The organism is Streptococcus oralis, assembly GCF_004127215.1.
GTDB lineage: Bacteria > Bacillota > Bacilli > Lactobacillales > Streptococcaceae > Streptococcus > Streptococcus oralis_BD.
On the sequence record NZ_QEWJ01000010.1, the window covers coordinates 1 to 26417 of the forward strand.

Consider the following 26417-nt stretch of genomic DNA (forward strand, 5'->3'; position numbering starts at 1 on the left):
ATCATGTACCTAAGATTAGAATTGTTTATCCCAAACTTATTTGAAAGTTGCTCTAAGCTATATCCTTGTTTTCTAAGTTCATAGATCTGAACTTTATCCTCATAACTCAATTTCATAATAAAACACCCCAAAAGTTAGATTTTTTCTGTCTAACTTTTGGGGTGCAGTTCAGAATCCTAAGCTTTCTATTTATAGATTATTTTCCAAGATAGTATTCAGAAACCACGTTCAATTTTTCGTCGAATTCGAATACCAATGGTGGGAAGTTAGGGATTTCCACGTCCATAATTTCGTCGTCTGACAAGCGTTTGATGTGCTTTACAAGGGCACGGATTGAGTTACCGTGAGCTCCTACGAATACGTTTTTACCATCTTTAAGTGCTGGAGCGATTTTGTCTTCCCAGAATGGAAGGGCACGTTCCAAAGTCACTTTCAAGTTTTCAGCATCTGGGATAACTGAGTCGTCAAGTGAAGCGTAACGACGGTCAGTGTGAGCTGAGTGCTCATCATCACGGTCCATGTTTGGAGGCAATACATCGTATGAACGACGCCAGATGTGAACTTGCTCATCACCAAATTGTTCAGCAGCTTCAGCCTTGTTTTTACCAGTCAAACCACCGTAGTGACGTTCGTTCAAGCGCCATGATTTTTCAACTGGAACCCACAATTGGTCAGCAGCTTCAAGAGCCAAATTTGTTGTTTTGATCGCACGTTTCAATACTGAAGTGTAAGCTTGGTCAAATTCGATACCAGCTTCTTTGATCAATTTACCAGCGTCAATCGCTTGTTGTGTACCTTTTTCAGACAAATCAACATCAGCCCAACCAGTGAAAAGGTTAGCTTTGTTCCATTCAGACTCACCGTGGCGAGCAAAAACCAATTTTACCATTAGATGGATTCTCCTTTAATTTTTCGAGGTTGCCCTCGTTTATCTATTCTATTTTACACAATTTTTCACAAAAAAGCTAGTTAAAATCAACGAAAAAGAGAAGGGCTCTCTGACTCTTCCCCCTAAAATATCTCTTATCCTTCAATTTTGAACTGTTTCAAACTTGACAGGTACAAAGCTCCTCCGATGACAAGGACGATTCCACCAATCCATCCAAGCAAAGGAATCAAGCCAACTACAGATCCAACAATAAATAGAATGGATGGCGCTAATGAAATACGATTATCGTCCTTATAATAGACAAGCGAGAGGATTCCAAGAATAAGGGTTGCAATTTTCACTAAAGAAAACACAATGAAAATAACGCCTAATACAAATCCTACAACATCTTCATCTCGAGAAATAGTTATAAGAACAAGCATAAAAATAGGTGATAAAGCTAAAAAAGCTCCTGCAATAACACCAATAAAGCCATCTACTTGCGCTAGTGTTTTTGTCTTCATAAATATCTCCTTTTATGTTAATAAGGTATATTATACCATATTTTTACCAAAGTTTTTTATTTTTTAAAAAAATACAGGAGAACCTCCTGTATTTTTGGTAAATTATTTCGCTTCAAATCCTTCGGCAACTGCATCCGCAAAGTTTTCTTCTACGATGCTTGCACAGTGGTCACAGATGACTGCGTGGTAGCCACGTTCTGCCGTTGTTGGATCGATACGACGGCAACGGTCACAAACCTCACCAGCCGCACGGTCAACTGTGAAAGCCACATCCTCAAAGTTAACTGCACTCTCTGGAGCTGCACCTTCTGCGATGGTTAATTCTGACACGATCAAAAGTTGGGCTACATTGCTGTTTACTGCTTCGAGCAAAGTTTTCACCACTTCATTTGGATAGACCGTCAAATGTGCTTCGAGTGATTTACCGATTACTTTTGCATTACGAGCTTCTTCTAAGGCTTTTTGAGCTTGTCCACGGAAGTCCATGAAGGCAGCCCATGTATCCAAGATTTCTTCTTGGTTCGCAAAAGTTTCCGCTTCTGGTAATTCTGACAATTGAACGAAGTCTTCAGCTTCAAACTCAAGATATGACCAGATTTCTTCCGCTGTGTGAGGAAGGATTGGTGTCAAGAGTTTCGTGATTTTCACAAGGATGTCATAAAAGACAGTCTGCATTTGACGACGTTCCAGTGATTTAGCACCCTCGATGTAGACAACATCTTTGGCGAAGTCAAGGTAGAAGGCTGACAGATCAACGTTGATAAAGTTCACCAAGGCCTTGTAGATTGTCAAGAATTCAAAGTCCGCATAAGCATCACGAATAGTCTTGACAAGTTGGTTAAAGCGGATAGTCATGTATTTATCAACTGAACGTAGTTCTTCATAAGCCACAGCATCCACCGCTGGATTAAAGTCAGAGGTATTGGCAATCAAGAAACGAAGGGTGTTACGAATCTTACGGTACGTTTCAGAGACTTGGCTCAAGATGTCCATAGAGATACGCACGTCGTTGCTTGAGTCTACACTGGTTACCCAGAGACGCAAGATTTCCGCACCAAATTGTTTTTCAACATCGCTTGGCGCAATGGTATTTCCAAGAGATTTAGACATCTTCTCACCTTTACCGTCAAGGGCAAAACCTTGTGACAAGATTTGTTTGTAAGGAGCCACGCCATGGTTGGCAACAGATGTGATAAGAGATGAGTTGAACCAACCACGGTACTGGTCAGAACCTTCCAGATAGAGGTCAGCTGGATATTTGAGTTCTGGACGGTTTACTACAACTCCATTCCATGAAGAACCTGAGTCAAACCATACGTCCATGATATCTGTTTCTTTCTTGAATTCGCCATTTGGTGAACCTGGATGGGTAAATCCTTCTGGCAAGAGGTCTTTAGCATCACGTTCCCACCATACAATAGAACCGTGCTCTTCAAAGAGTTGAGCCACATGCTCGATAGTTTCAGCTGTCATAATTGGTGTTCCGTCTTCAGCGTAGAAGATAGGAAGAGGAACTCCCCAAGCACGTTGACGAGAGATAACCCAGTCACCACGGTCACGGATCATGTTGTAAAGACGCACTTTACCCCATTCTGAATGGAACTTCACTTTTTCAATTTCATCCAAGATTTCTTGGCGGAATTTTGATACAGAAGCAAACCATTGTGGCACTGCACGCCAGATGATTGGTTTCTTGGTACGCCAGTCAAATGGATATGAGTGAGAGATTTCTTCTTGAGCAAGGAGAAGATTACCAAGTTTTTCGATAACAGTTGGAACTACCTTGTCATAGAATTGACCCGCAAAATCAGGACCAGCATTTTCCATCATGATCCCGCGTTCATTAACCGTTACTGCAACTTCAAGACCATTGGCAACACCGACATTGTAGTCGTCCTCACCAAAACCAGGGGCTGTATGGACGATACCAGTACCTGAGTCAGTCGTAACGTGGTCACCAAGGATTACCAGCTCATCTATAGCTGTATCCCACGGATGCTTTGTCACAATGTGGTTCAATTCTTGACCACGATAAGTCGCCAAAACTTGAACATCAGCCCAGCTAAATTTCTCAGACAGGGTGTTCAACAATTCTGCAGCAACTACAAACTTACGAGCTTCACCAGCAGGTTGTACCAATACATAATCAATATCCGCTCCAACTGTCAAACCACGAGAAGCAGTGATGGTGAATGGAGTTGTTGTCCAAACAACGATGTAGGTATCTGTATCTAGCACACCTTTTCCGTCTTTGACGCGGTTAGCATAGTAAAGGGAAGTTGAAAGTAAGTCATGATATTCAATTTCCGCTTCGGCAAGGGCTGACTCAGATGACCATGACCAGTAAACTGGCTTGGCACCACGGTAGATATAGCCTTTCTTAGCCATTTCACCAAAGACACGGATTTGAGCCGCTTCATAGTCTGGAGTCAAGGTCACATAAGGATTTTCCCAGTCACCAGAAACACCTAAACGTTTAAAGTCTTCCCGTTGCTTATCTACTTGAGAAAGAGCATAGTCACGGCAAAGTTTCAAGTACTCAACCAAGTCCATTTCTTTGCGTTTGACACCTTGTTTCGCCAAAACTTGTTCGATTGGCAGACCATGTGTATCCCAACCTGGAATATAAGGCGCATAAAAACCTGACATAGACTTAGAACGAACAATAATATCTTTGGAAATCTTGTTCATGGCATGTCCAACATGGATATTTCCATTTGCATATGGAGGTCCATCATGCAAGGTGAAATGTGGTTTCCCTTGGTTCAATTCTTGACGACGTTGGTAAAGTTTTGCTTCGTCCCACTCTTTTTGCCATAGTGGCTCTTTAGTAGGAAGTCCAGCACGCATAGGAAAGTCTGTTTTTCCTAGATTGAGAGTTTCTTTAAGTTTCATTGTTACTCCTTTAATTTAAATTGACAAAATAAAAACCACGATTCGCTAAAAAGGACGAAAATCGTGGTACCACCTTTGTTCGAAAAAAGACCTAGTCTCTTTTCCTCTTTTCCCGTAACGTGGGAAACGTCAAATCTTACTTTCTTCAGATTTGATACAGAGAGAGGATAATCTAACCACTAGGGATTGCAGGACTCACACCATCTCCCGCTCGCTGAAAATATAGTTAGTTAGATCTTGTTCTCACATTTTAAACTTATAAAATCGAAATAGATTCTTTTTTTGATTTTTTTTCTTTAGAATTTGACTTGGCTTCAACAATTGCCTCTATAGAGTCTTCTATAGAAGATGTGCTAACATCCACATCCTCTTTTTGTTCTTCCTCTAATCCAGCTAATTCTTTACTGCTCGCTTCAATACGAGCTTGCAATTCCGCCATTTCCTCAGGAGAAAATTGACGTGTCACATCAATTGGGTCTTCTTCAGGTTGAGAAGGAAGCTTTTCGCCTAAAACTTCGCTCACAACTTCTTTGAAAGCTTCATCACTTGTTTGAAGGTAAGTTGCCGTAGGCTTCAAAATATCTTCCCAATCCGGTGATTCAACAATTGCCAACTGACTTTCAATTGTTGATTTGAGACGTTGATGGAAGACACGACTCTTGTTTTTCAATTCTTCTGTCTCTACAGCTACTTTTTTAGCATTATCTGCTGCTTGGCGTAAAATTTCATTAGCTCTATACTTAGCCTCATCTAAAAGACGCTCTGCATCTTGTTCAGCTTGTTTAATAATGTTATTTGAACGTTCCTGAGCTGCCTGTTTCACCCTTTCAGCTGTATCTTGAGCAATCAAAACAGATTGACTCAAAGAATTTTTCATCTCATCAAAGTAAGATAAGCGTTCTTCTAAACTTTTAATCTGTCTTTCCTTATCATGATTGCTACGAACTAACTCCTCATAATCACGTACAACAATATCAAGGAATTCATTAACTTCTTCTGGATCTAAACCTCTAAATTTTGTACCAAAGGTTTTATCTTTAATTTCTAACGATGTAATTGGCATACTTTTCCTCACTTACTTAATAAAAAATAGAATCATTCATTGCCTCTGGTTCTTGCTCTTGGTTGTTTGTTACTGTTCTCTTAGGAATATCATTCGTATAATAGGAAAGACGTTCTTCTAGTTTTTTGATATAGAGTTCAGTTTCATCCTTGTAGCGGATTAATTCTTCATAGTCAAAATAAATCTTGTCTAAAAATTCGTCCACTTCTTCCTTATTATAACCTCTGAATTTAATCGAGAAAGCTTTATCAATAATTTCTTGTGGTCTAATCGACATATTGTTCCTCACTTACTTAATAGTAACTGCACTGTTAATTTTATCTTATCTTTTTTTGTCTGGCCATTATTCTTGATAACTGTCAGACGACCAAACTTCCTCACACTAATCAAATCCCCAACTGCAACCTGGTAGTCACTTTTTTCAACCAGATGATAGTTTACCTGGACAGATTTTTTTTCTATAAGCTGACTAGCTTGCTTTCTAGATAATTTCAAAGCACTTGATAAGAGGGCATCCAGTCGAAAGCTTGAAATCAGAATCTCTTGTTCTTTATAATTGATTTCAGAATTTATTCTATCGATGAGAGGACTCTCCTCTAGCGATACAGGAAGTCTGCCAATCTTTTTTATCCCATCCTGAAAAAGGGGAATAAAGTCACGATTGACAAAAATCTGTGCTCTCTTTTCATCTACTAAGATATCACCAAAAAGTTTACGATCAATTCCCAGTCTATTGATAATTGTTCCCAAAATTTTTGCGTGAGACAACTGTTCAAACTTACTCGGATAAGAAATAGTCAATAAGGCTATCTCAAAATCTGCTATCTCAGGTTTAAAATAGTCTGGATACAAGAGGACACGAACATATTCTGTTTGGACAAATTGTCCACTACTCATACAATTTAAACTATATGTTCCAGTCAAAACATGAAGTATCCACTCCTGATGCGGATTAATAAAGGGAGTGAGAAAAGGAGCATAAGTATCTTCCACTCTCTTGATCCACTCCAACCCCTTATCAATAAAGGGAATATCGTCCTGTGAAAAATGCTGATAAAAAACTTGGTCTTCTGTCATAGAAAAAGTACTAACCGTGTTAGGATAGTTCCTATAAATTGAATCAGAACAAGAGCCACCCATACAGTAAAATCAAGACCACCAAATTGTAAATTTAATTTACGAAGTGGCTCAATAACTGGACGAACAAGACTAATGATTAAACGACCTAGGGAACTATCGTAGGCATTAGGAAACCAAGAAAGTAAAGCAAAAGCTAGTAGAATGAAGGAATAGATATTCACAGCATTCTGGATTAAGCGGATTAAAAAAATCATTATCTTGCTCTATTTCGCTTGATATCAAAACCAAATTCAGCATTTTGAGAATCATCTGGCAATTTAATATCTTCGATATTTACGACGACATTGACAGGTGTCAACAAATACATCGTACTCGCAACCTTTTTCATATTACCCGCTAAAACGTGACGGGCACCGTCAAGGTAGTCTAAGCAACGACGTGCTTGAACTTCTGTCATATACTGAAAATCAATCAAAATGCTTTCATTTCCAGTCAATAAGTCTACAATGACTGTTGCATCCTCATACTTTCTAGGATAACGAACATCAATGATTACTTTTCCGTCTTTACGGTGATTTTGCATGGCTAGTTCCTTTTGGCGTTCATGCAAGCGAGTGATATTGGCATCTTTTGATGTGCTTGCTTGGGGTTGTACTGGCAATTCCTTGGAAGTTGAAATTGGTGAAGCAACTACTTCCTCTTGTTGAGATTCATAGTAAGGTGTTGTTTCTTCTCCATCTTCTGTAAAATAATCTATAAATTTATCAAATTTATCTTTTAAAGACATGAGTCTCTCCTATTTAAAAAAAGCTGTACCAATTCGAACAAAAGTCGAGCCGAACTGAATCGCCTCTTCATAATCGCGACTCATTCCCATACTCAACTCTGTCATAGGCATGTTGGGGATTTGTTTTTCTCTAATTTCTGCTTGCAGTTCTTGCGTTTTTTTGAAAATCGTTCTCAATTCATCAGTATCTGCCTCAAAAGGAGCCATTGTCATTAGACCAACATATTCAATTTGATCTAACTGAGCTAAGTCCGCCAACTGCTCCAGCAAGGCTTCTTTGGAAAAACCGTGTTTGGATTCCTCACCAGAAATATTGACCTGTAGGAAACACTTGATAACATGATCCGTTCTTTTTTGAATTTCCTGAGCAAGCTTTAGAGAATCTAGAGCATGGAAATAGTCAACAAAAGAGATGACATCCTTCACCTTACGTCTCTGGAGCGTTCCGATCAAATGCCAGGTAACAGGTCGATCTTTCAGAGCCTGATATTTTTCTAAAAATTTATCAACACGATTTTCACCAATATGATGAACACCAAGCGGAAGCAATGCTTCCGCCGTTTCTACATCTACATATTTTGTTACAGCAATCACTGAAACTGAATCCAAATCACGATTTGCTTTTTGACTAGCCTCCGCAATCTGCTGAAAAATTAATTCCGTATTGTTTTTTAAATTCATTTCTTAACGATTTTTGAAAAATGGAGGTGTATCCAACTCATCTTCGTCTTGAGAAACAGGTGCTTCAAATCGCTCTACAGGAGATACAACTGAATCACTTTGACGAACAATCGATTCACGACGCAAGTCCCAATCACCAAAAGCAGAAGATTGACTTGTTTCAAAGCGTCGTTGGCTTTGCTTTGGTAATTCTGCTGTATCTTCTAGGTCAAAATGACGATCAAATGTGTGTGAATGCGGAGCTCTAGAAGCTTCTCTACGAGCTGCTTGCTTAACTGGAGAACCAACAACTTTTTCTACACGTTCTTGGCGAACACCTGTTGCTACAACAGTAACACGGATTTCATCTTTCATGTTTTCATCGATTGATGTTCCAAGCCAGATGTTCACTCCCTGACCAGCTGCTTGGTTGACGATTTCTGAAGCTTCTTCTGCTTCAATCAATGTCAAGTCAAGACCACCCGTAACGTTAACGATGACATCTTCAGCACCGTCAATAGTTGTTTCAAGAAGTGGTGAGTAAATCGCTTTACGAGCCGCCTCAACGACACGCTCTTCTCCACTTCCAATACCGATACCCATAAGGGCATTTCCTTTGTTTGCCATGACAGTTTTTACGTCGGCAAAGTCAAGGTTGATCAACCCCGGGTTAGTGATCAAGTCTGTAATTCCTTGAACACCTTGGCGAAGAACGTTATCTGCTTCACTAAGTGCTTCAAGAAGTGGTGTTTTCTTGTCAACAATCTCTAGCAAGTTGTTGTTTGAGATAATCAATAGAGTATCAACATGCTCGCGAAGCTCGTTGATTCCTTCTACAGCGTACTGACCACGTTTGCTTCCTTCAAATCCGAAAGGACGTGTCACAACACCTACTGTAAGAGCACCAAGATCTTTAGCGATACGTGCAATCACTGGGGCAGCACCTGTTCCAGATCCTCCACCCATACCAGCAGTGATGAAAACCATATCTGCACCGCTGATTGCTTCAGTCAAAGCTTCTTCGCTTTCTTCTGCAGCCTTACGTCCAACTTCTGGACGACCTCCAGCACCCAAACCACGAGTCAATTTTGGACCAAGTTGGATAACTGTTTCTGCTTTCGTACTGCTAAGGGCTTGTACATCCGTGTTAGCTGCGATGAATTCAACACCTGCAACACCTTCGTCGATCATACGGTTAATGGCGTTACCACCACCTCCACCGACACCAATTACTTTAATGACTGCACCTTGAGCAGCTGCTGTATCAAATGAAAATGTCATAATTTCTTTTCCTCTTTTATTCGTCAAACATGCTTCCGATTAAGCTACGGAAACGCTCTGTCAATTTCGGTTTATTTTGAGAATTAACTTGGAACTCATCTTTAGGAGTAGCTGTACTTTCCTGAGCATTTTCAGCTACTGTCGTAGTCGGTTGCACAGGAGTAGGTTGTGAAATCGGAGTTACATTCTGAGTAGGCATTCCAAAACTAATTGGTTTTTGGCGAAGGAATTCATCTCCTTTAACCGCTTTTTGGGCAAGACGATTTACCTCTGTCAATTTACCTGCAAATTCAGACAAGCTAATCACATGTGCAAAAGCAGGATTACGAATACCAACTTGATTTGGCACATAGAGTTTCACTCGTACCCCAAATACTTCTTGGGCCAATTCAACAATACCTGGCAAGATGGCATTACCACCAATCAAAACAATTCCACCAGGCAACTCCAACAGATGGCGTCTATCCAGCTCTTGTTTTATTTGATCGAAGATATGCTTAATGCGTGCTGAAATAATTTCTGCTAGGTAGCTTTCTGTCACCTCAACAGGATCGACTTCACCGATTACTTCAACTTGGAAAGTCTCATTCCCTGCCAATGGTACATAAGCTTCACCATAGTTTAATTTGAGGCTTTCCGCAATCCGTTGTGAAGTTTTTAAGACCTTAGAGATATCTTTTGTAACATAATCTCCGCCTTCCTGGTAGATATTCGTAAATTGTAATTCCTGATTGCGGATGGTTGCCACTGTAGTTTGCCCACCACCCATATCAATCACTGTCGCACCAAATTCACGTTCACCTTCATTGAGAACTGAGTTCACAATTGCTAGTGGAGAAATGATGACATTTTCTACCTGAACTCCTACACGTTCAACCGTTTTACGAAGGTTGTGAAGAATGGTGCGAGGCCCTGTGTATAACAAACCACGCATTTCCAAACGGACTCCCATCATTCCACGAGGATCACGAATACCTTGGAAACCATCTACGATAAACTCTTCTGGAATAAAAGTAATAACCTCACGATCAGGGGTCATGCTCTTAGTCAAAGCTGATTTGACAACATTTTCAACATCCTGATCTGTGATTTCTTTTGTATCTGAAGTAACAGGAATCATTCCTTGTGTTGGTTCAACCTGCAAGAGGTTTGCTGGAAGCCCAACATTAACAGACTTAATAGAAATACCAGCTTTCTCTTCAGCTTGGGAAATTGCTGATTTAATTGCTGAAGCAGCAGCTTCAATATCAACAATAATTCCGTCTTTGACTCCTTTACTTTTGGCATTGCTAACACCAATTACATTTACTTCACCATCTCTATGTTCGGCAACCAGCACTTTGATGGAGCTAGTTCCGATATCTAAGCCTGTAAAAAAACCATCTCTAGTCATTACATTGCGTCCTCTCTGTCTTCCAAGTTTCTCACTTCTATTTTTAATAACTATGTTTGGGCATAGCTATTCACAGAATATTATAACACAAAAAATCCAATCGTGCTTAGTTTTTCATAAATTTCCTCAAGGTTTTTTGTGAAAATCGTTTTTACTATTTTCCTAGAATTCACTTCTCGACCTTACTATTATCAAGAGAGTGATTCTCTGTAGTTGATTAAAAAAGAGAAGACCTTCTTAGGCTTTCTCTTGAATCATTTTTTCTGCTCTTTGTTGCAAAAAGACCTCTAGCACTTTTGCAGTCAAGCTGATAGCTGCTACCAACACACTGGACACGATGATGTAATTCGCCAATAGTCCATGATTCCCCACTAACGGTGGTTTATTTAAAAATCCATAATCTCCACCTACAACCAAGTTGACAACACCTATCAAGGCATTTAGAGAAAATGTAATCACTGTCACATTTTTCAAGTTGAGCAGGGAAGCTTCATAATTCTTAAACAAGTATAGGAGCGCATTCCCCAAAAGTGCCACATGCCCGATGATAAAGGACAGGATGGTCACATGCGGAAACGGATAAGGGTCAAAGAGTGGGTATGCCAGAGCAGCGGTTGCTCCAAAAGTTCCTAGAAGGGCAAAGTATTGCTTGTACTTGGAAGTCCCTGGAATCAAGAGCATAACAAACATGGCGATACGGCAATGATAGAAGGGCAAACTTTCTGATAGGGGCATTTGATTGCCCCAATACCAGCTATACAGAACAATCAGTTGAAGTGACTGAAGGATCTGAATAAAGCGCTGGTAAGCCACCTTGTCGCGGTAACGATAAGAAATATAGAAAGTAAGAGCCAGTAAACTTAACAAACCAATATACCAGTGGAGTTCAAACTGGGGCGGTTCTGATATCTGTGTAGTAAATAATTGTTCCCACAAATTCATATTCTATTCCTCGTTCATCTAGCCAGAGTAGTAGAAAGCTCACTATTCTAGCTTTTAAATTTTTTTGAAAAAGCTTGATTCTATACTAAGTATAGAATACTTGCATCTTAAATTCGCAACCTATTATATCATTTGTGTCGCAGAAATGCACCTTACAGACACCCTTTTTTGATTTGTCAACTTCTCTAGCATAAACTAATCAACATATTGGTCTCTTTGTCCTTTATAAACCTGCCAAAGAATCTCCATTTGCTCCTTGGTGATGCGTTTTTCAGATAAGACTGGCAATTGGTCAATGGCAAAAAATTGAAGCTCAGCAATTTCTTGATTTTCTTGAAATTGTCCGTCAAGAAGTTGGCATTCAAAGACAAACTTTGCATATTGTTTGCTCTGTAGTTGGAAACGATTGGTGTCAAAAACTGCAAGTAACCTTTCAGCTTTTGCTGTAAAGCCGGTTTCTTCTTCAATTTCCTTGAGAATATTCTCGGTTGGAGAATAGCCAACTTCACCAAAACCACCTGGCAAAGCCCAACTATCCTCTCCTTTTCCTCTAACTAAACAGACTTTTTCATCCTCAACAATCCAAGCACGGACGTCCATCAGAGGAGTTGCATAAGCGGAAGTTGGTTTCATGACTTCTGCCACTTCTTCTGCATCGAGGTCTGATACCTGATTCAACATTTCAGATAACAGACTTCGCAAGTCCTCGTAGCGCTCACGGTCGAAAGGATCTTTTGTAAAGGTTAATCCAATATCCGTAATGGCTAGCATTCTTTGCAGATACTTGGTAAAATCACTTGCATTCATTTTCTAAACTTTCTACCAACTTGGCTAGATTCATGGAGTTAGAGCCTTTAAGCAAAATTTGGTCATTGGCTCCAAGGCTTTCCTTAACCTGCTTGACTAGGTCTTCAAATTGGTCCTCGTCAGCTGTTTTCTTGAAGTAGAAAACGTGACCGATTGGGAACATTTGACTAGCAAGTTGGCTTAATTCGGCAATGTCTTCTCCATAGAAAATAACGGTATCCAGCACATCTGGCGATAGGCTCAAAATCATCTGGTTATGGAGCTGAACAGACTGGTCACCAAGTTCCTTCATGTCTGCCAAGACAGCGATTTTCTTGCCTCCTTCGTTGGCTGGAATGGCAGAGAATGTCTCCAAAATCAGCTTCATAGCAGTTGGATTGGCATTGTATACGTCAGACAGAATATCTGCTCCATTGGCTGCCTTCTTCCACTCAGTACGATTGCGGGTCAATTCTAGGTTCTGAAAGGCCTGACGAATTTGCTCCTCTGAAACTCCTTCTTGTAGAGCCACATAAGCAGCAATCATAGCATTGGTGGCATTGTACTTACCTGTCACTGGCAAATCGAGGGCTTGTTCCAAAAAATTCGCCTTAAAGGTCAGACTATCCTTGCGCTCAATCAAGTCTGTGACTTCTAACTCAGCTCCTTGCCCAAAACGGATCACTTTTTTATCTGTAGGCAAGTAGTCCTCTACAATCGGGTCAGCTGGTGCCAAAAGCAAAGAACCTGGTGCCATACCATCAGCAATTTGCATTTTCCCTTTAGCAATCTCCGAACGGTCTTTGAAAAAGGCCAAATGAGCCTCTCCAACCAAGGTCACGATGGCTGTTTTTGGATGAGCCAATTCAGACAAGAGATGAATATCTCCCAAGTGATCCTGCCCCATCTCCAAGACCAACTTTTCTGTCCCTTCAGGCATGTGGAGAACTGTGTAGGGAAGGCCAATCTCGTTATTGTAATTGCCCTGAGTTTTGTAGGTCTTGTAGGTTGTTGACAGTAAATGCGCCAACATATCCTTGGTCGTCGTCTTGCCATTTGAACCCGTAACGGCAAAGACATCAACAGCCGTTTTCTCAAGATAGTAGGCTGCGAGGGCTTGAAAGGCAGTCAACACGTCGTCTACTAGAATGTAGGGATGATTTGCAACCTCTTTCTCAGACAAGGTTACTGCTGCACCATTTTCAAAAGCTGTTTCGATAAAGTCATGACCATCGCGCGCACCTTTGAGTGGCACAAACAAATCTCCCGTCCCAATCAAACGACTATCAAACTCGGCCTTTTCTAACTTGGTATCCTCAAAAATGCTGATATCATTTTTAGCTCCGACAACTTGAGCCACTTCATAGATTGTTAATTTCATTTCTACTCCTTTAAAAAGGGTTGAAGTCCGAGAACTCTAGTCACCTTGCGGTGATGGTTCTGGCTCCTACCCTCTCTTTCATTTTATAGCAAATGCGCTTCGCGCTTGTCAAAACTTTGCTTAGCAAGGTCAACCAAACGCTCGATTAGTTCTGGGTAGCTGATTCCCATATTGTCCCAAAGTAGTGGATACATGGACCACTGGGTAAAACCTGGCATGGTATTAAGCTCGTTTAGGAAAATCTCGCCCTTATCCGTATAGAAGAAATCACAACGAGACAGACCGAGGCCACCGATTGCACGGAAGGCTGTTTCTGCATTATGACGCATGACAGCTACTACATCATCACTAATCTTGGCTGGGATGTCCATGGTAATCTTGTTGTCGATATACTTGGCATCGTAGTCATAAAAGGCAACATCCTTGACCACTTCACCAGGAAGCGTGCTCTTCACTTCGTAGTTGCCCAAGAGACCAACCTCAATTTCACGAGCATTCACCCCTTGCTCTACCAAGACACGGCTGTCATATTGGAAGGCAAGTTCCAAAGCTTGACGGAGTTCCTCTTGGTTTTCAGACTTAGAAATACCGACACTTGAACCCATGTTTGACGGCTTCGTGAAGACTGGATAAGTCAGTTTTTCTTCAACTTCAGCTATTTTAGCAGTCACATCATCCCCTTCGACAATGGCCACATAAGGAACTTGGGTAATCCCAGCAGACTCCAAAACACGCTTAGTAGTGATTTTATCCATAGCAAGACTTGATGACAAGATATTACAACCAACATAAGGCATTTTCAAAACTTCTAAGAATCCTTGAACTGAACCATCTTCTCCCATCGGACCATGAAGAACTGGAAAGACCACCGCACCTTCTTCATAGATGGCACTTGGTGCGATTTTCTTGTCCCAATCAACGGTTGCATTGGTCATAAGACGATCCTCTTGACCTGGAGTCTGGCTAAATTCTTGCGTTTTGATAAAATCACCTGACTGGCTGATAAAGAAAGTCTTGACTGTGAAACGATCGTAGTTGACCGCACGCATGACACTCTCAGCTGAAAGGACAGAGACTTCACGCTCTGCACTACGCCCACCGTATAAAAGAATAATCGTTTGTTTCATATTGCTTGTCCTAATTCTAATAGAATACTCATCCTTTAGTATATCATATTTACGTCTTTTTTGAAACTTGTATCTAAAAAAGCCCTCATTTGAGAGCTGAAATTTTACCGATCCACCACTTGAGCTTCAAAGTGCGCTGGCTTGTCGTCTACATTAGTGATGGTTATTGTATAGGACTTGTTATTAGTTACATTAAAAACTTTTTCCCCCTGGTAACTGACAACAATTCCATCCTGGACTAAATGGATATCTTTTTGATTATTGGGTAACTCTTCATCAACATCTTCTGAATGATGGCTTCGAACAAGTTTTTGCCCTTCAACATCATAAAAAATATCGCCATGCATCTCAAACCAAACTTTTTTACCTGATAATTTAAGCTTATTAGTATCATTTTTTTTCAAGATTAATTCTGAGTAGTATTCTACATCATGTGTCCGAGGATTTACTGTAAAGTTAGCCGACTCTCCTGGTTGCAGAGTATACTTACCAAGATTTTGTGCCCATAGATAAAATAGAAAACTAGCTGCTAGGACTACAACAAGTACTAAACTACAACCTAAATTCCAATTCGATTTTTTCGTCATGCTCATTTGTAACTCTCCTTATAGTCGTTAATTCCGTCTTGAATCATCTTAGCATCTCCTGGATTATCTCCATAATTTCCATTGATAACATTGTTTATATATTTTATAGCATCTTTATCAGACAGCCCTTGAGCTGCTCCGGCTCCTATTTTCAAGTACTCATCACTAGATTCTAAATAACCTTTACCAACATAGCCAAAAAGATAATTTCCAAGGTAATCAGACTCCATTCCTTCTTCCCATTGTCGACCCCAAATTGAAAAAGGGTAATCTTCTCTATAAACTCGATTTTTTAGGTCTAGGGGTTTATTAGAATTAACTAAATCTATAAATGTTCCATTATCTCCAATCTTATTTCCTATAGCAATCGAACTATCAATTCTTCCATTATCACCAGGGCTTTTCCATATACTTCTACCTCTCTGAATTAATTCACCCTTTTTTACATCCTCTAAATTTTTAACATCTAATACATCGTTTCCCATATTTTGCGTTACTACTTTTATATTAATTTTTGATGTTAACGATTTGTAAAATTCTTTTTCTATATCATTCATCTTATCCTGGATTATTGGATCTTCTTTTCCCCAATCATCACCCATCTTTTTTCTCTTCTTCCAATACTCCTCAAACGCTTCTCTATTATTATAAAACAGATAATCCTCATAAGCCTTAACGATTAGGTCTGCTTTTTCGGTCGAAATTTTATCACTCTTTTTAATTTTCTCAACCTTTTCCTGTAGTTTCTCTGGATTAGCTCTATTGGTAGCCTCCGCTTTCAATTTTTCTGTTACAACTTGAGGAAATTGTATTTGAGGATGGTGATGTACATAAGATTCTAAAATTTGGAACTCCTTATCGCTAAGTTCTTTTCCATTTTCCAACTTATCTAAGATTTTCTGGTATTCTTTATGCAAATCCTTAGTTTTCTTAGAAGAATCATATTTTGCACTCTCAATCTTCACATCCTTCATCTTTTGCACCCAGCTCATGTCCAGACCGTCCGCATAGTAGTTACCATCGCTATCGACAATGACTTTACTTAGTTGCGTAGCTCCTTTGATGGCTAAGCTAAGGACTTCTAGGCTATCGTTGAAATACTGGGAAACCTGTGAGACAAAGAATTCTAGTTTTTCAATCTTATCATCCAAATCCTGAATACCTGACTCGATTTGAGACTTGGTATTGTAGAGGATGGTCTTCTCAGAGAAGGCTTTCCCCCAATTGAGACTAAAGAAATCTTTGATTTGATTTAACCAATTCTCCCTCGCTTGAATCTGAGCTTCTACGATAGCTAACTGCTCTTCCCTCAATTTTTTCAGTTCCTTGAGCTGGTCCAGGTCCAAATCTCCATATCCTGAGACCTGAGCATCTGCATTTTTGTAGGAGGTCAACTCTAGTTGGATATCATCTATCGCTGCTTGTAACTTCTTGATGCTGGGGATGATAATCTCTGTAAAGAGACCCTTCCCAGCTGTGTAAGCTGCTCCTGTCAGCTCACCTGAGTCTAAAGAGAAAATCAGGTGGTCACATCCACTAGATAAGCGGTCCGTGACTTCATTTGCGACTTGGAGATTATTAGTCATGGCCTGAATCAATTCTTGGGATTCTTGTGCGCTGTATTTTACTCCCATGGTAGCCGATTCCTTTCCGCTATCAGTTCTTCTCTAGCTTCATCGAAAGTTCGACGAGCCTTCTTCGTTTGTTTTTCCAAGGCATCCAGTTCCTCATCTACATAAGAGTTGACCTGTCGCTGAATGGTTCTATTTTCACTTTCAATTTGCTCTATCACCTGACGAGAATTGGGTGAGTGAGACAATAGAGTCGCCATACGATGGTGGATACTCTGGATTTCTGAGTGAAAGTGAGTTAGCTGCTGTTCATATTGTCTTTTTAGAGTCTGAAGACTTTCTGCCTTATCGTCAATCTTGACAATCTCTCGCCAAAGTTTGTAGCGCTTTTCTTCGTTCTTATCTGCCATTTCTTAGTGACTCCATCTCTTAGCTTGCTCTATATCACGTTTTTCAATCCTATGAGCAATTCCTGGAAACTTATTTGCTTGGGTCAAAACAGCTGAACTAAAATCACTGACCGCCTGAAGCATTTGATTGCAGGCCTGACGTCCAGCTTCCATCCCAGCGATTTCAGAAGTATATGAAAATTCTACCTGCTGATTTTGCTTGTCACTCGTGTCATACCCAACCAACTCATTAATAGCCGCCTCTGCTGCTATCGTACTAGATTTTATCTTTCCACCCATACCTCAAACTCCCCTTATTAATTATATATTGAGCATATCATAACACAAAAATAGCATAATTTCAAAACAAATCATAAGGAACTAATGCGCCTATCACCTTAGGTTAAACTCTATCATTTGGTTAATGAGTTTGATAGAGACGGCACTAGTGATTTTGGAGGTCCGTTTTCTGATACCTTATATTTTGTGTTTACTGGGAACATTCTTATTAGCAAGGTTTATCCTCCTCTCATTAGAAATAGAAAAAGACAAACCCTAGAAAAATTCCTAGGGCTTGTCTTATACGTCAAAATAAACTAAGCTTTTACTGACACTTACAACTCTGTCCGATTTTCAATGGCTCGTAAGAGTGTGACTTCGTCCGCATACTCGATATCTGCTCCCACGGCTAGGCCTCGTGCTAAACGAGTGACCTTGATACCAGCTGGCTTGAGGAGGCGAGAGAGATACATAGAGGTCGCTTCTCCATCTGCTGTCGCATTGGTCGCCACGATCACCTCTGAAACCTCACTATCCATGAGACGAGTCATGAGACTCTTGAGATTGATATCATCTGGGCTAATGCCATTCATCGGAGAAATGAGTCCATGCAAGACATGATAGAGTCCGTGGTATTCTTGGATGTTTTCCATAGCAGCCACATCGCGACTATCTTCTAGCACTAAGATGGTTGTCTGGTCTCGAGTCGGATCCGTACAGATCGAGCAAGGATCATCATCCGTCAAGCGGCCACAGATGGAACAATAGGTCAATTCCCGCTTAGCAGATAGGAGGTTTTTGGCAAATTCATTGACATCGTCATCGGACATTCCAATGGTATAGAAGGCTAGGCGGGTAGCCGTTTTAATCCCGATACCCGGAAGCTTTGAATAGCTATCAATCAGCTTGGCAATAGGTGTTGGATACAGCATAAGTTCCTTTCTAATTCATTGGATGGTGTTGGTGATAAAGATTGATAATGTCACGTGCAATCGAAGGTCCGACACCGTTTGTAAGGTTGGTGTTATGAGGAAAGACGACTGCGACCGCAATTTGGGGATTATCCGACGGTGCATAGGCGACGGCATTGGTGTTATTAGCTTTTTGACCGCCATTAACGTAACTTTCGGCCGTCCCCGTTTTCCCACTGATGGATACGGCTGCGCCATTTGAAAAGGCACGACCTGTCGTAAGGGCACTCGTTCCATGCGAAACTTGATAGAAACCTTGCTGCAAGATAGCCATATCTGCTTCTGATATATTGATCTTGTTCAGTTCCTTGGCGGCTGTCTCCTGAACCAGACTTCCTAGTCCACCTTGATCATTGTTACCATAAACCCCTTCAACGATGTGGGGAGCCAAACGCACACCATTGTTTGCGATTGTTGCGACATACTGGGCTAACTGCATCGGTGTGTAGTTATCAAACTGACCAAAAGCATTATTTAGATAGTTGGCCAAATCAAACTCTTTTGGTATAAAACCTGTTGATTCATCTGGAAGGTCAATCCCTGTTGAAGCTCCTAGTCCGTATTCTCCAAAGGTTGATCGCAATTTGCCCATTGCTGTCTCTAATTGGCTCGTTGCTACAATCATATTGGGTTGGTAAGTCTGTCCCATGATTCCCAGTGCTGTTTGCACCATGTAGGTATTAGAGGAGTACTCTAGTGCTTCCACTGCTGTGATAGGAAAGGATCCGTAGGACAAGGTGTACCATGAATTGATAGGAGAGGAAGCTTGAAAGACTATGGGCTGGTCAAGTAAGGTTTGATTGCCTGACAAGACCCCGTTTTCCCAGCCAGAGCTAATGGTTGCCGCCTTGACAACAGACCCTGGCACAAAGACGTTAGTGACTGTTCCTAGGGAGTCTGAGCTCAGTTTACCTGATTCAACATCATGCTTAATACCTGACATGGCTAGAACTGCACCTGTTTTAGGATTAAGAGCGACTGCATAGACTCCTTCAGAATATTTGGCGCCACCATTACTCAACTCGGAGTTGAAGTAGCTCTTAAGTAGGTCATCCACTCCATTTTGGAAAGCTAGGTCAATCGTTAATTTGATATTGTTCCCTTTGCTTCCTTCCTCGACATTTTCCACACTTTCCATATTTCCGTGTTTGTCGAGATGCACTTCTTTGACAGAGCGTTTACCTTGGAGGACATCTTCATATTGCTTTTCAAGATAAGAAGTTCCCACTCGGTCATTGAGAGAGTATCCTTTCTTGAGATAAGCGTCAACTTCCTCTGCTGGAAGACCTGACTTTTCACTGGAAACGCTACCGACGATAGACGATAGAGAAGTGTCCAGTACTTTTCGATCCCATGAGGTTGAAATGCTAATGCCCGGTAATTCCTTGGATGCAGAAGCCACAAGAGCAACTTGAGTATCATCCAAGGCATCTGTTGAAATGGTTCCGGTTGCGAAATTTCCAACTGCATTGAGCTGACTAAACAGATAGATTTCCTTTTTCTGATCATCTGTATAGTTGAGCTGATTCACGTCGATACTCTCAACCGCATTATTGTAGAGGGTTGCTTCTGATAAGCGATTTCCATCTGAATCTAGGCGTTTGTCACTTGGAAGAGCCTCGACTGTTTTTTTGTAAATGTCCTGATCAGCCAAATAATAGTCTGCAATCTGACGATCTGTCAGATCAGGGGAGGTTACATTTACATATGTGAGAAGTTTCTTGGCTGTTTCCTTCAATTCAGCTGCCGTCATCTTATTGTTTCGCGTGAAAGAAACAACTTGCTTGACAGTATTTTCTACCAAGGGTTTTCCTGATGCATCGTAAATTTGTCCACGAGCCGAACTGGTTGTCACCCTAGTCTGGCTGGCTGATGCCAATTTTGTTTCATAAAAATCTTTATTCAGTACCTGCATATATAACAATCGACCAATAATGGCCATAAACAGCAGGATAACAATCGCAAATAGTAAATTAAGCCGAATCGGAATCGAATGGCTATTGAATTTTCTCATACAACTAAGACTCTTTTCTAGAAAAAATTCCGATTTTCACCCGTATTTATCCCTAAAATAACAGAGTAAATAGGTGAAGTTCAGTACTTTTCATTGTACCATATTTTACGAAGAAAGACTTGGAAAAGTCTAAGCAATTTTTGACTTTTAACTGAAAATGCCTTTTTATTTGGTTATCCTATTTTCTATGATATAATGATAGTAATAGTTAGGAAAGCGTCAACTTTTAAGACTTTGACTCATAAAAAGGAGCCTTATGAACAAGCCAGACATCGCAACTATAATTGATCTCCATTTTGAAGAATTAACCGAGCTCGAGCAAGAAATCGCTCGTTATTTCTTGCAGGTAGATACGATTGTGGATGATTTATCATCTCAACAGGTTACTCAAAAGCTTCATGTTTCTCAAGCTGCCCTTACTCGTTTTGCAAAAAAATGTGGCTTTACTGGCTATCGAGAATTTGTTTTTCAATACCAGCACCAGGCTAGTAAACAGGACACTCATTCACACAAACACAGTCCTTTGACCAAACGTGTGCTTCGAAGCTACAGCAACCTACGAGAACAAACACAGGATTTGATTGATGAAGCGCAGCTTGAACGTGTAGCTCATTTAATTGAAAATGCTGAACGGGTCTACTTTTTTGGAACAGGGAGTTCCGGTCTGATTGCCCGTGAGATGAAACTACGTTTTATGCGTCTAGGTGTGGTTTGTGAAGCTTTGACCGATCAGGATGGCTTTGCATGGACAACCAGTATCATGGATGAAAATTGTTTGGTACTTGGTTTTTCCCTCTCAGGCACTACCCAATCCGTCCTAGATAGTTTGTTGGATGCCAAGGAAATGGGCGCCAAGACCATTCTCTTTACCAGCGCTCCAAACAAAAATAGTCAGGCTTATACCGAAACTGTTCTTGTTGCTAGTCACAGTCAATCATCTTACATCCAGCGTATTTCCGCTCAACTTCCTATGCTTTTCTTTATAGATTTGATTTATGCCTACTTTTTGGAAATTAATCGCGATAGCAAGGAAAAAATCTTTAACAGCTATTGGGAAAATAAAAAACTCAACGGCTATCGTAGACAAAAACGCGCTAGAAAATCCTAGTTTGGTTCAACCAAACTAGGATTGTTTTGTCTTGAAATGATAATAGGCCCATAGGTGGTTTTTCCAATCTTTCTCTTTGTGCTAATGCCATTTTTATCTGTATTTTCAGTTCTTCCTTAAATCTCCTTTCCATTTTTGAATGTTTGACATCAAAAAAAGGAAGTTTCAACTATTTGCTGCTTTTACTTCCTCTCTCTAATTTTATTTAATTATTTTGCTTCGACAAAGTGAGATTTAGATTTTAACCCTTCAGGAAAATAAAACGGGCTATTCTCCTGAAGTATGCTCTGTAACATTATAGTTTAATGCAGAGTGTCGCTATATAGTCATTTCCATAGTGGGATAAACGATTTCTTTGATCACAGGATTCATAAAAATCGATCATAGCGAGACCATTCTTCAGTTGTCCTCTAATCTGAGTTTCTAAGGTATGGCTAAATTCATATCCATATGCTGGATCTATGCTTATTTTGCCTTGCTCCTCCAACTCTCTTGAATTAAAAGGGAGTGAAAATTGTAACAGTAATTCCTCATCGGGTTTGTCCCATACAATATCCGCATCATACATGTATATCCAAGGATTCATAAATCCAACCATTAAGAGTCCACCCTTTTTCAATACGCGAGCGGCCTCTTTATACATATTTTCTAAATCTTCTATATATACATTTGAAACTGGATTAAAAATAATATCAAACGTTTCATCTTCAAATGGGAAAGGTTTTATAAGATCGCCTTGAACGGTAGTGATTTTTAAACCTTCTCTTTTAGCAACCATCTCATCCCTTTGTAATTGTGACTCAGAAAAATCCATTATGGTTACATCATAACCTTTTGCAGCAAAAACTGGTCCCTGCTGTCCACCACCACATGCTAAACCTAATATCTTTTTTCCCTTGGCTTTTTCAAACCATTCTGTGGGGACTTTTTCCCCAACAGTTAACGCAACAGAAATTGGATGTTTTCTAACTTCTTCCAATTCTTCATGTGTTACTGGCTCAGTATAGTCGTTTTTTACATTATTCCATCTATCTTGATTACATTTTATATAATTGTTCATCTTACAATCTCCTCGTAATTTTATATGATTTCGATTTCAGGTGAATAGGTTCCCATTACATTTTTTTCACCTCTACAACTTCTAATTTGTCAATTTTTCGTCCATCTCATTATATCACTTTTTCCTTCTTGGATTAGCTTAGTATTTAGAAACAAAGTAAAGTGCTTGTACCGTCTTCTAAGGCTATCTTAAAAGGTATCTCCTCTCATATATTTTTCGATGGTAGGAAATCTGCTCCTATCGTTCTTTTTTTGTAATTCTCTTTATCTTTCTCATACCAATGAAGCAAGGTCGCCTAATGGTCTTGATAGACCTTTTCGCTACTTTTCATATACTGGACAATTTTTCTATCATCAAAAAAAGAATTAAGCAAAACAGTTTTCACTCGAGTAGTGATTAAGTGTTCTGCTTAATTCTATAGTTCCAAACTAGGATTGTTTTGTCTTGAAATGATAATAGGCACCCAACATACCTGCTGTATTTTGGTGATGGGCAAATTCTAATCGTGTTTTTTCAGCTAGACTAGGTACAAGTACATTTTTCAGAGATGTACGGATCTTTGGTTTGAGGATAGCCTCTTGCCCCATGATACCACCACCTAGAATGACCACTTCTGGATTGGCAACGTAGCAAATATTTGCCAGACCTTTTCCTAGATAGTCTACCATTCGGTCAATACCAGCCATGCAGAGTTTATTGCCTTCTGTGGCTTCCTTAAAGATACGACGGCCATTCCACTGGTCAACTGGATCTCCATGTGCTGAAGCCACATACTCTATCAAGGCTGTCGTAGAAGCCAAATCTTGGAAAGCCCCATCCTGCATATGCATATAACCGACTTCACAGGCTGAATTGCTAAATCCATGGAAAACTTTCCCATCCATAATCAAGCAACCACCGATACCTGTTCCAATGGTCAAGCAAAGTGTCACACTCGCTCCCTTACCTGAACCAGATACTGCCTCAGCAAGACCTGCACAATTGACATCATTTTCAATTTCACAAGGAATATTAAAACTAGTCTCGATTTCCTTTTTGAACTGGGTTCCTGCATAGTTAGGAATTTGAGGTCCAGCATAGAAGATTTCACCCTTGTCAGGATCCACCATTCCTGCAGAAGAAATGGCAACACCTGCTACTGGACCCTTTTCTAAATAGCTGGCTACGATATCCTTTGTCTTTTGTAAGATATGGGGTCCACCCTTAAACGCCTCAGTTGGAATTTCATGCGATTCAACAAGTTGGCCTTCTTGGTCAATCAAACCATATTTGATGTTGGTTCCGCCAATATCAATTGCAACGTAGTGTGTCATAAATACCTCCTTATGGATTAGAGGAAGCGCTCCTTAGTTTCTCGAATCAATTGTGCAGCTGCTTCTACAACTGGATGATCTTCTTCAGTTACTGGTGTCAATGGCGAACGAACTGAACCAATATTCAAGCCTTCATTGATCTTCAAGACTTCTTTAATGACACCGTACATATTTCCATGAGCAGCAGTCAATTTACCAATGATTGCATTGATAGCGTATTGCAATTCACGAGCTGTTTCCAAGTCTTTCTCAGCAATCAACTCATTGAGTTTCAAGAAGAGTTCTGGCATAGCACCATAAGTACCACCGATACCAGCTTTAGCACCCATGAGACGTCCACCAAGGAACTGTTCATCTGGACCGTTAAAGACGATGTGGTCTTCTCCACCAAGGCTAACAAAGGTTTGGATATCTTGAACTGGCATAGAAGAGTTCTTCACACCGATAACACGAGGATTTTTCAACATCTCAGTGTAAAGACTTGGAGTCAAAGCAACACCTGCTAATTGAGGAATGTTATAAATCACGTAGTCTGTGTTTGGTGCTGCAGCACTAATGTCATTCCAGTATTTAGCAACTGAGTACTCAGGCAGACGGAAGTAAATTGGTGGGATTGTTGCGATAGCATCTACTCCCAAACTTTCCGCATGGCGAGCAAGTTCCATACTGTCTTTCGTATTGTTGCAAGCTACGTGAGCGATAATGGTCAATTTACCTTTAGCAACTGCCATGACTTCTTCCAAAATCAACTTGCGGTCCTCTACACTTTGGTAGATACATTCACCAGAAGAACCATTGACATAGAGACCTTGAACTCCCTTATCAATGAAGTATTGAACCAAGGCACGCGTACGCTCTGGACTTACTTCTCCTTGATCATCATAACATGCGTAGAAGGCTGGAATGACACCTTCGTATTTTTTCAAATCTGACATAGATTTTCTCCTAAGATTTCTTTTTTCTGCTGAGAGCAGTTCTATTTTTTACAAGTTTAGTATACACCTTGTGAAAATCGCTTTCAATATCTTGTATACACTTAGATTTTAGTTTCTACTTGTATTTTAGAAACTGTAACGATTGAAAGTAGTTTCAGAAACAAACCATCCTACTGGTATTTGGCGAAGATTTTCTCCATCAAACCTGCTTGGAGAAAGACTAGCAAACCAAAACCAAAGAGGATAAAGGCTGATCCACCCAAAAGAAGAGTGAATGCGGATAGATAAAGAACCATCACAATGAGAAAGAGAATAGCTAACATGAGGAAGAACCATGGGAAGTTAAAACTTGCCAAGATAAGCCCTTTCTGCAGCACTTCTTTCCAAGACAAATCATAGCGCGCAGCGATGGGATAACTAGCCAGCATCACCAGAGTGAGGAAGATAAGAATCCCCAAACAAATAGCTTTCACAATCTGGAAAGGTAAACCTGTCTGGCCCCAGAAGAGATAAAGGTCTAAAAGACTCAGCAAAACAACGCCCAACTCCAGCAAACCTAACTGAAAACCCAGTTTTAGATTTTGCTTGAAAGCTCTCAGGTAGGTTCTGAAAACAGGTACTCGCCTGCTTCTCTTAATCTCAAACATGGTTTGGTAGAGGCTGATTTTAGCCACTCCAATCGTCACGATGGGCAAACAAGAGACGACAAAAAGAAGATTGACCGTCACGATATCCAAGACCTTCTCACTGAAACGCATGAGAAAGTTATCTGTATCAAATGCTGCCTTGATCAGGCTTACTCCTTTTTGTGCCATGTTTGCTCCTCCTGATTCTTCTAATCAATCAAAATTTTAAAGAGATATTTGCGAACCTTCTCTTCCATACCTGCATAGCCATTTGGCTGGTGCGGTTCTCTTGGAAAGAAAATCGCAAAATTGTGATAACCCAACAAGAGTGGGTATTTTTCATGACAATGAACAAAACCAATGTCACTCGCCTCATCGAATGCTACCGCCTCGTCTTTGATACGTGAACCGTAGCTCGAATATTCATGTCCTTCTACCAGCAAATGCAAGTCTGCATAGTTCTTATGATACTCAAATTGATCATTTTCAGCTTGATTGAGGACATTTTCCTGAACAACTAGAAAGACCTTGTCCCCGTCAATCTCATACTTACCGAGTTCGAAAGAATCCTTACGGTGCTGATAGAGATAGTCGATAGCCTTATCTAAATTGGGATGAATCCCTTTGTAAAAGGTGATATTTTTTAAATCGTCAAAAATCATACTATTTCCTTCGTTTCTGATAGTTAACCAAAATCATAAATTAAGTTTATAAGTGTCTGACAAAATCTCTATGGCATACAAATACCCAACATTTTGTAGACACTTATAACTCTAT

General features: G+C 40.2%; 27 protein-coding genes and 1 pseudogene. 1 reads left to right on the forward strand and 27 read right to left on the reverse strand.

Annotation, left to right across the window (positions count from 1 at the left end):
* The 22 genes and pseudogenes from DF216_RS07825 to pbp2b all read right to left on the reverse strand — a co-directional run.
* Positions 1 to 116: pseudogene (locus DF216_RS07825) on the reverse strand (transposase); the annotation flags it as partial.
* An 80-nt stretch (positions 117 to 196) separates the two neighbouring features.
* Complete coding sequence (locus DF216_RS07830) at positions 197 to 889, reverse strand: phosphoglycerate mutase (protein ID WP_000240126.1); 693 nt, start codon at positions 887 to 889, stop codon at positions 197 to 199.
* A 134-nt stretch (positions 890 to 1023) separates the two neighbouring features.
* A complete protein-coding gene (locus DF216_RS07835; protein WP_061417181.1) occupies positions 1024 to 1392 on the reverse strand; it encodes a hypothetical protein in 369 nt (122 codons plus the stop codon).
* A gap of 102 nt (positions 1393 to 1494) precedes the next feature.
* The gene (gene ileS / locus DF216_RS07840) at positions 1495 to 4287 is read right to left on the reverse strand and encodes an isoleucine--tRNA ligase (protein ID WP_129326490.1); all 2793 of its coding nucleotides are present in this window, start codon (positions 4285 to 4287) and stop codon (positions 1495 to 1497) included.
* A 256-nt stretch (positions 4288 to 4543) separates the two neighbouring features.
* Complete coding sequence (locus tag DF216_RS07845; RefSeq protein ID WP_084971180.1) at positions 4544 to 5350, reverse strand: DivIVA domain-containing protein; 807 nt, start codon at positions 5348 to 5350, stop codon at positions 4544 to 4546.
* Between the two features lie 16 nt (positions 5351 to 5366).
* Entirely contained in the window at positions 5367 to 5627 is a 261-nt protein-coding gene (locus DF216_RS07850; RefSeq protein ID WP_129326491.1) for a DivIVA domain-containing protein, read from the reverse strand.
* An 8-nt stretch (positions 5628 to 5635) separates the two neighbouring features.
* The gene (locus tag DF216_RS07855; RefSeq protein ID WP_129326492.1) at positions 5636 to 6427 is read right to left on the reverse strand and encodes an RNA-binding protein; all 792 of its coding nucleotides are present in this window, start codon (positions 6425 to 6427) and stop codon (positions 5636 to 5638) included.
* Positions 6424 to 6684, reverse strand: a complete 261-nt coding sequence (locus tag DF216_RS07860) for a YggT family protein (protein WP_125828370.1) — start codon at positions 6682 to 6684, stop codon at positions 6424 to 6426. Before DF216_RS07860 ends, DF216_RS07855 begins: the two co-directional genes overlap by 4 nt.
* Positions 6684 to 7217 carry a cell division protein SepF gene (locus DF216_RS07865; RefSeq protein ID WP_061454379.1) on the reverse strand — a complete coding sequence of 178 codons (534 nt, stop codon included), beginning with the start codon at positions 7215 to 7217 and terminating at the stop codon, positions 6684 to 6686. Before DF216_RS07865 ends, DF216_RS07860 begins: the two co-directional genes overlap by 1 nt.
* 9 nt (positions 7218 to 7226) lie before the next feature.
* Entirely contained in the window at positions 7227 to 7898 is a 672-nt protein-coding gene (locus tag DF216_RS07870) for a YggS family pyridoxal phosphate-dependent enzyme (protein WP_061454378.1), read from the reverse strand.
* A gap of 3 nt (positions 7899 to 7901) precedes the next feature.
* Positions 7902 to 9158, reverse strand: coding sequence for a cell division protein FtsZ (gene ftsZ / locus DF216_RS07875; protein WP_084971188.1), 1257 nt, complete (start codon positions 9156 to 9158; stop codon positions 7902 to 7904).
* A 16-nt stretch (positions 9159 to 9174) separates the two neighbouring features.
* Positions 9175 to 10551 carry a cell division protein FtsA gene (gene ftsA / locus DF216_RS07880; protein WP_129326493.1) on the reverse strand — a complete coding sequence of 459 codons (1377 nt, stop codon included), beginning with the start codon at positions 10549 to 10551 and terminating at the stop codon, positions 9175 to 9177.
* Positions 10552 to 10788: 237 nt separating this feature from the next.
* The gene (locus DF216_RS07885; protein ID WP_125828372.1) at positions 10789 to 11493 is read right to left on the reverse strand and encodes a YwaF family protein; all 705 of its coding nucleotides are present in this window, start codon (positions 11491 to 11493) and stop codon (positions 10789 to 10791) included.
* A gap of 195 nt (positions 11494 to 11688) precedes the next feature.
* A complete protein-coding gene (locus DF216_RS07890; protein WP_125828373.1) occupies positions 11689 to 12300 on the reverse strand; it encodes an NUDIX hydrolase N-terminal domain-containing protein in 612 nt (203 codons plus the stop codon).
* Positions 12287 to 13660 (reverse strand): UDP-N-acetylmuramoyl-tripeptide--D-alanyl-D-alanine ligase, encoded by a 1374-nt coding sequence (locus DF216_RS07895; protein ID WP_129326494.1) that lies wholly within the window; start codon positions 13658 to 13660, stop codon positions 12287 to 12289. Before DF216_RS07895 ends, DF216_RS07890 begins: the two co-directional genes overlap by 14 nt.
* Before the next feature lie 83 nt (positions 13661 to 13743).
* Positions 13744 to 14787 carry a D-alanine--D-alanine ligase gene (locus DF216_RS07900; protein ID WP_129326495.1) on the reverse strand — a complete coding sequence of 348 codons (1044 nt, stop codon included), beginning with the start codon at positions 14785 to 14787 and terminating at the stop codon, positions 13744 to 13746.
* A gap of 104 nt (positions 14788 to 14891) precedes the next feature.
* Complete coding sequence (locus tag DF216_RS07905; protein WP_038805556.1) at positions 14892 to 15380, reverse strand: hypothetical protein; 489 nt, start codon at positions 15378 to 15380, stop codon at positions 14892 to 14894.
* Positions 15377 to 17008, reverse strand: a complete 1632-nt coding sequence (locus tag DF216_RS07910) for a polymorphic toxin type 44 domain-containing protein (RefSeq protein ID WP_038805557.1) — start codon at positions 17006 to 17008, stop codon at positions 15377 to 15379. The genes DF216_RS07905 and DF216_RS07910 overlap by 4 nt, the downstream gene beginning before the upstream one ends.
* Complete coding sequence (locus DF216_RS07915) at positions 16999 to 17355, reverse strand: hypothetical protein (RefSeq protein ID WP_038805558.1); 357 nt, start codon at positions 17353 to 17355, stop codon at positions 16999 to 17001. Before DF216_RS07915 ends, DF216_RS07910 begins: the two co-directional genes overlap by 10 nt.
* 3 nt (positions 17356 to 17358) lie before the next feature.
* Entirely contained in the window at positions 17359 to 17634 is a 276-nt protein-coding gene (locus DF216_RS07920; protein ID WP_125837633.1) for a TIGR04197 family type VII secretion effector, read from the reverse strand.
* Positions 17635 to 17948: 314 nt separating this feature from the next.
* Positions 17949 to 18545 carry a recombination mediator RecR gene (recR, locus tag DF216_RS07925; protein ID WP_000966754.1) on the reverse strand — a complete coding sequence of 199 codons (597 nt, stop codon included), beginning with the start codon at positions 18543 to 18545 and terminating at the stop codon, positions 17949 to 17951.
* A 10-nt stretch (positions 18546 to 18555) separates the two neighbouring features.
* Positions 18556 to 20598: a penicillin-binding protein PBP2B gene (pbp2b, locus tag DF216_RS07930; protein ID WP_125837635.1), complete on the reverse strand. Its 2043-nt coding sequence runs from the start codon at positions 20596 to 20598 to the stop codon at positions 18556 to 18558.
* A gap of 256 nt (positions 20599 to 20854) precedes the next feature.
* Between pbp2b and DF216_RS07935 the strand changes: the two genes are divergently transcribed.
* Positions 20855 to 21706, forward strand: a complete 852-nt coding sequence (locus DF216_RS07935) for a MurR/RpiR family transcriptional regulator (protein ID WP_125837637.1) — start codon at positions 20855 to 20857, stop codon at positions 21704 to 21706.
* Between the two features lie 295 nt (positions 21707 to 22001).
* On the opposite strand, the gene DF216_RS07945 is transcribed toward DF216_RS07935, so the two are convergent.
* The 5 genes from DF216_RS07945 to DF216_RS07965 form a co-directional block, all read right to left on the reverse strand.
* Complete coding sequence (locus DF216_RS07945; protein WP_129326497.1) at positions 22002 to 22766, reverse strand: class I SAM-dependent methyltransferase; 765 nt, start codon at positions 22764 to 22766, stop codon at positions 22002 to 22004.
* A 428-nt stretch (positions 22767 to 23194) separates the two neighbouring features.
* Complete coding sequence (locus DF216_RS07950) at positions 23195 to 24079, reverse strand: ROK family protein (RefSeq protein WP_129326498.1); 885 nt, start codon at positions 24077 to 24079, stop codon at positions 23195 to 23197.
* Between the two features lie 17 nt (positions 24080 to 24096).
* On the reverse strand, positions 24097 to 25014 hold the full coding sequence (locus DF216_RS07955; RefSeq protein ID WP_129326499.1) for a dihydrodipicolinate synthase family protein: 918 nt from the start codon (positions 25012 to 25014) through the stop codon (positions 24097 to 24099).
* 170 nt (positions 25015 to 25184) lie between these two features.
* Positions 25185 to 25829, reverse strand: a complete 645-nt coding sequence (locus tag DF216_RS07960; RefSeq protein WP_129326500.1) for a YesL family protein — start codon at positions 25827 to 25829, stop codon at positions 25185 to 25187.
* A 20-nt stretch (positions 25830 to 25849) separates the two neighbouring features.
* The gene (locus DF216_RS07965) at positions 25850 to 26302 is read right to left on the reverse strand and encodes a YhcH/YjgK/YiaL family protein (RefSeq protein ID WP_129326501.1); all 453 of its coding nucleotides are present in this window, start codon (positions 26300 to 26302) and stop codon (positions 25850 to 25852) included.
* Positions 26303 to 26417: the final 115 nt, after the last annotated feature.

Bases quoted from the DNA above. Each gene is read 5' to 3' on its own strand.
- DF216_RS07910 (WP_038805557.1), bottom strand. From the start codon at position 17,008: ATGGGAGTAAAATACAGCGCACAAGAATCCCAAGAATTGATTCAGGCC.
- pbp2b (WP_125837635.1), bottom strand. From the start codon at position 20,598: ATGAGAAAATTCAATAGCCATTCGATTCCGATTCGGCTTAATTTACTA.
- DF216_RS07900 (WP_129326495.1), bottom strand. From the start codon at position 14,787: ATGAAACAAACGATTATTCTTTTATACGGTGGGCGTAGTGCAGAGCGT.
- DF216_RS07945 (WP_129326497.1), bottom strand. From the start codon at position 22,766: ATGAACAATTATATAAAATGTAATCAAGATAGATGGAATAATGTAAAA.
- DF216_RS07855 (WP_129326492.1), bottom strand. From the start codon at position 6,427: ATGACAGAAGACCAAGTTTTTTATCAGCATTTTTCACAGGACGATATT.
- DF216_RS07920 (WP_125837633.1), bottom strand. From the start codon at position 17,634: ATGGGTGGAAAGATAAAATCTAGTACGATAGCAGCAGAGGCGGCTATT.
- DF216_RS07870 (WP_061454378.1), bottom strand. From the start codon at position 7,898: ATGAATTTAAAAAACAATACGGAATTAATTTTTCAGCAGATTGCGGAG.
- ftsA (WP_129326493.1), bottom strand. From the start codon at position 10,551: ATGACTAGAGATGGTTTTTTTACAGGCTTAGATATCGGAACTAGCTCC.
- DF216_RS07915 (WP_038805558.1), bottom strand. From the start codon at position 17,355: ATGGCAGATAAGAACGAAGAAAAGCGCTACAAACTTTGGCGAGAGATT.
- DF216_RS07835 (WP_061417181.1), bottom strand. From the start codon at position 1,392: ATGAAGACAAAAACACTAGCGCAAGTAGATGGCTTTATTGGTGTTATT.
- DF216_RS07955 (WP_129326499.1), bottom strand. From the start codon at position 25,014: ATGTCAGATTTGAAAAAATACGAAGGTGTCATTCCAGCCTTCTACGCA.
- DF216_RS07935 (WP_125837637.1), top strand. From the start codon at position 20,855: ATGAACAAGCCAGACATCGCAACTATAATTGATCTCCATTTTGAAGAA.
- DF216_RS07950 (WP_129326498.1), bottom strand. From the start codon at position 24,079: ATGACACACTACGTTGCAATTGATATTGGCGGAACCAACATCAAATAT.
- ileS (WP_129326490.1), bottom strand. From the start codon at position 4,287: ATGAAACTTAAAGAAACTCTCAATCTAGGAAAAACAGACTTTCCTATG.
- DF216_RS07885 (WP_125828372.1), bottom strand. From the start codon at position 11,493: ATGAATTTGTGGGAACAATTATTTACTACACAGATATCAGAACCGCCC.
- DF216_RS07850 (WP_129326491.1), bottom strand. From the start codon at position 5,627: ATGTCGATTAGACCACAAGAAATTATTGATAAAGCTTTCTCGATTAAA.
- ftsZ (WP_084971188.1), bottom strand. From the start codon at position 9,158: ATGACATTTTCATTTGATACAGCAGCTGCTCAAGGTGCAGTCATTAAA.
- DF216_RS07905 (WP_038805556.1), bottom strand. From the start codon at position 15,380: ATGAGCATGACGAAAAAATCGAATTGGAATTTAGGTTGTAGTTTAGTA.
- DF216_RS07830 (WP_000240126.1), bottom strand. From the start codon at position 889: ATGGTAAAATTGGTTTTTGCTCGCCACGGTGAGTCTGAATGGAACAAA.
- DF216_RS07960 (WP_129326500.1), bottom strand. From the start codon at position 25,829: ATGGCACAAAAAGGAGTAAGCCTGATCAAGGCAGCATTTGATACAGAT.
- DF216_RS07965 (WP_129326501.1), bottom strand. From the start codon at position 26,302: ATGATTTTTGACGATTTAAAAAATATCACCTTTTACAAAGGGATTCAT.
- DF216_RS07860 (WP_125828370.1), bottom strand. From the start codon at position 6,684: ATGATTTTTTTAATCCGCTTAATCCAGAATGCTGTGAATATCTATTCC.
- recR (WP_000966754.1), bottom strand. From the start codon at position 18,545: ATGCTGTATCCAACACCTATTGCCAAGCTGATTGATAGCTATTCAAAG.
- DF216_RS07845 (WP_084971180.1), bottom strand. From the start codon at position 5,350: ATGCCAATTACATCGTTAGAAATTAAAGATAAAACCTTTGGTACAAAA.
- DF216_RS07865 (WP_061454379.1), bottom strand. From the start codon at position 7,217: ATGTCTTTAAAAGATAAATTTGATAAATTTATAGATTATTTTACAGAA.
- DF216_RS07890 (WP_125828373.1), bottom strand. From the start codon at position 12,300: ATGAATGCAAGTGATTTTACCAAGTATCTGCAAAGAATGCTAGCCATT.
- DF216_RS07895 (WP_129326494.1), bottom strand. From the start codon at position 13,660: ATGAAATTAACAATCTATGAAGTGGCTCAAGTTGTCGGAGCTAAAAAT.